This is a genomic window from Acidovorax sp. KPB24-03 (assembly GCF_057546605.1).
Map to the genome: position 1 here is coordinate 1 of NZ_BAAJYR010000439.1, position 2809 is coordinate 2809.

Below are 2809 nucleotides of genomic sequence, written 5' to 3' on the forward strand. Positions count from 1 at the left end.
CGCATGCGGGCCGCGCTGGTGCTGCGCGACAACCTGCCGCAACCGCAGCCGCATCGAGCGCGCCTACCGCCGCGCCCATCGCCAACGCGCGGCACGAGATCATCATCGCCAACGCCTACTTCGTGCCCGGCGGCAAGCTGCGCCGCGCGCTGGTGCTGGCCGCGCGCCGCGGCGTGCGCGTGCGCCTGCTGCTGCAGGGGCGCTACGAATACTTCATGCAGTACCACGCGGCCCGGCCCGTGTACGGCGCGCTGCTCAAGGCCGGCGTGGAGATCCACGAGTATTCGCCCAGCTTCCTGCACGCCAAGGTGGCGGTGGTCGATGCGCTGGGCGAACACCCCTGGGCCACCGTGGGCTCGTCCAACCTGGACCCGCTGTCGCTGCTGCTGGCGCGCGAGGCCAACGTGGTGATCGAGGACGCGGGCTTCGCCGCCGACCTGCGCGAACGCCTGGTGCACGCCATGGAGCATGCCGGCCAGCGCATGGACCCGCGCGCCTATGCCGAGCGCCCCTGGCGCCAGCGCGCGCTGGACCGCATCGCCTTCGCCATCATGCGCGCCGCGCTCTGGGTGACCGGCAACCGCTACTGAGCCGGTGCGGCTTGGGTTTGGTGCTATTATTTTTATAGCTATGCGCCCTAGAGGAATATGCGCTGGGGGCCAAAAAACACTCAGCAAGCCGGGGCGGGCATTCGCTGGTACGATGCCGCCCATGTTCAGACAACTCGCCGCCGAATCGAACGACGCGCCGCCCGAAGAGGGCACGCCCGTTTCCGTCAAAATCCGCGAACGGCTGGCCGCGGCACGCAAGCGCTTCAATGCGAACGACAACATTGCCGAGTTCATCGAGCCCGGCGAGCTGGAACTGCTGCTCGACGAGGTCGAGGCCAAGATGCAGGGCGTGCTCGACAGCCTGGTCATCGACACGGCGACCGACCACAACACCCAGAACACCGCGCGGCGCGTGGCCAAGATGTACCTCAACGAGGTCTTCAAGGGCCGCTACGCGCAGCAGCCGGCCATCACCGAGTTCCCCAACGCCGAGCACCTGAACGAGCTGATGATCGTCGGCCCGATCACCGTGCGCAGCGCCTGCAGCCACCACTTCTGCCCCGTGATGGGCAAGATCTGGATCGGCGTGCTGCCCAACGAGCACACCAACGTCATCGGCCTGTCCAAATACGCGCGGCTGGTGGACTGGGTCATGGGCCGCCCCCAGATCCAGGAAGAGGCCGTGGTGCAGCTGGCCGACCTCATCATGGAAAAGACCCAGCCCGACGGCCTGGCCATCGTGATGGAGGCCAGCCACTTCTGCATGTCCTGGCGCGGCGTGCGCGAGATGGACAGCAAGATGCTCAACTCCGTCATGCGCGGCGTGTTCCTCAAGGACCCGGCCCTGCGCCGCGAATTCCTCTCGCTCATTCCCGGAAGGAACTGACATGCTCGTCCGACTGCTTTACGCCAGCCGCGCCGTGGACACCTCGCCCGACGCCATCGAAGCCATCCTCAGCCAGTCGCGCCAGCACAACCCCACCTGCGGCATCACCGGCGTGCTCTGCTACGGCGGGGGCGTGTTCCTGCAGGCGATCGAGGGCGGCCGTTCCGCGGTGAGCGCCCTGTACGGCCACATCCAGAAGGACCCGCGGCACAAGGACGTGGAGCTGCTGCACTTCGAGGAGATCCACGAGCGCCGCTTCGGCGGCTGGACCATGGGCCAGGTCAACCTGACCCGGATCAACCATTCCATCTTGCTCAAATACTCCGAAAAGCCCGAGCTGGACCCGTACTCGGTGTCGGGCCGCGTGTCGTTCGCGCTGCTGGAAGAACTGATGGCCACGGCGTCCATCATCGGCCGCGCCTAGGCGGGCCTGCCTCCCCCGTCCCCCACCCGTCTTCCGAGGCCGCAGGCGCCGTGCGCTGCGGCCTTCTGCATTCAGGCTTCCTCTCCCCCGTTTCACCACCGTGACCTTTAACGCCTTCGCCCTCATCCTGCTGGCCGGGCTCATCCACGCATGCTGGAACATCGCGGCCAAGAAAGCGGGCGGCGATTCGCGCTTTGCCTTCTTCACCTCGGTGCTGATGATGCTGGGCTGGGCGCCGCTGGGCTGGTGGCTCGGGCGCGACGCCGTGCCCGAATGGGGCGCCAGGGAATGGGGCTTCGTCGTGGCCAGCGGGCTGCTGCACGTGGCGTACTACGTCATCTTGCTGCGCGGCTACCGCCAGGCCGACCTGACCGTGGTGTACCCGCTCGCGCGCGGCTCGGGGCCGCTGATGTCGTCGCTCGTCGCCATCACGTTCCTGGGCGAGCAGATCTCGCTGCTCGGGGGCCTGGGCATCGCGGGCGTGGTGGGCGGGGTGTTCCTCATCGCCGGCGGCCCCGCGCTGCTGCGCGCCGCGCACGACCCGGCCGCGCGGCAGCGGGTGCATGCGGGCATCCGCTACGGCGTGCTCACCGGCGCGTTCATCGCCAGCTACACGGTGGTGGATGGCTACGCGGTGAAGGTGCTGCGCATGTCGCCCATCCTCGTGGACTACATGGGCAACTTCGTGCGGGTGGCGGTGCTCGCGCCCGTGGTGCTGCGCGACCTGCCGGCCGCGCGCGTGCTCTGGCGCGTGCAGTGGCGCTTCGCCCTGTTGGTGGCGGCGGTGAGCCCGGTGGCCTACGTGCTGGTGCTGTACGCCATGCAGGAGGCCCCGCTGTCGCACGTGGCGCCGGCGCGCGAGGTGTCGATGCTGTTCGCCGCCCTCATCGGCGGCCACCTGCTGGGCGAGGGCGACCGGGCCGCGCGCATCGCGGGCGCGGTGCTGAT

General features: G+C 68.8%; 3 protein-coding genes and 1 pseudogene. All 4 read left to right on the plus strand.

Going from position 1 to position 2809, the window contains the following annotated elements:
* A pseudogene (locus tag AC27KI_RS22200) lies at positions 1 to 590 on the plus strand (phospholipase D-like domain-containing protein); the annotation flags it as partial.
* 121 nt (positions 591 to 711) lie between these two features.
* Positions 712 to 1437, plus strand: coding sequence for a GTP cyclohydrolase I (gene folE / locus AC27KI_RS22205; RefSeq protein WP_272565459.1), 726 nt, complete (start codon positions 712 to 714; stop codon positions 1435 to 1437).
* Between the two features lies 1 nt (position 1438).
* On the plus strand, positions 1439 to 1861 hold the full coding sequence (locus tag AC27KI_RS22210; protein ID WP_272565458.1) for a BLUF domain-containing protein: 423 nt from the start codon (positions 1439 to 1441) through the stop codon (positions 1859 to 1861).
* Positions 1862 to 1961: 100 nt separating this feature from the next.
* Positions 1962 to 2809, plus strand: an 848-nt coding sequence (locus tag AC27KI_RS22215; RefSeq protein ID WP_487115871.1) for a DMT family transporter, incomplete at its 3' end; no start/stop codon positions are given.

Coding starts and splice junctions, on each gene's coding strand:
- folE (WP_272565459.1), top strand. CDS start 712: ATGTTCAGACAACTCGCCGCCGAATCGAACGACGCGCCGCCCGAAGAG.
- AC27KI_RS22210 (WP_272565458.1), top strand. CDS start 1,439: ATGCTCGTCCGACTGCTTTACGCCAGCCGCGCCGTGGACACCTCGCCC.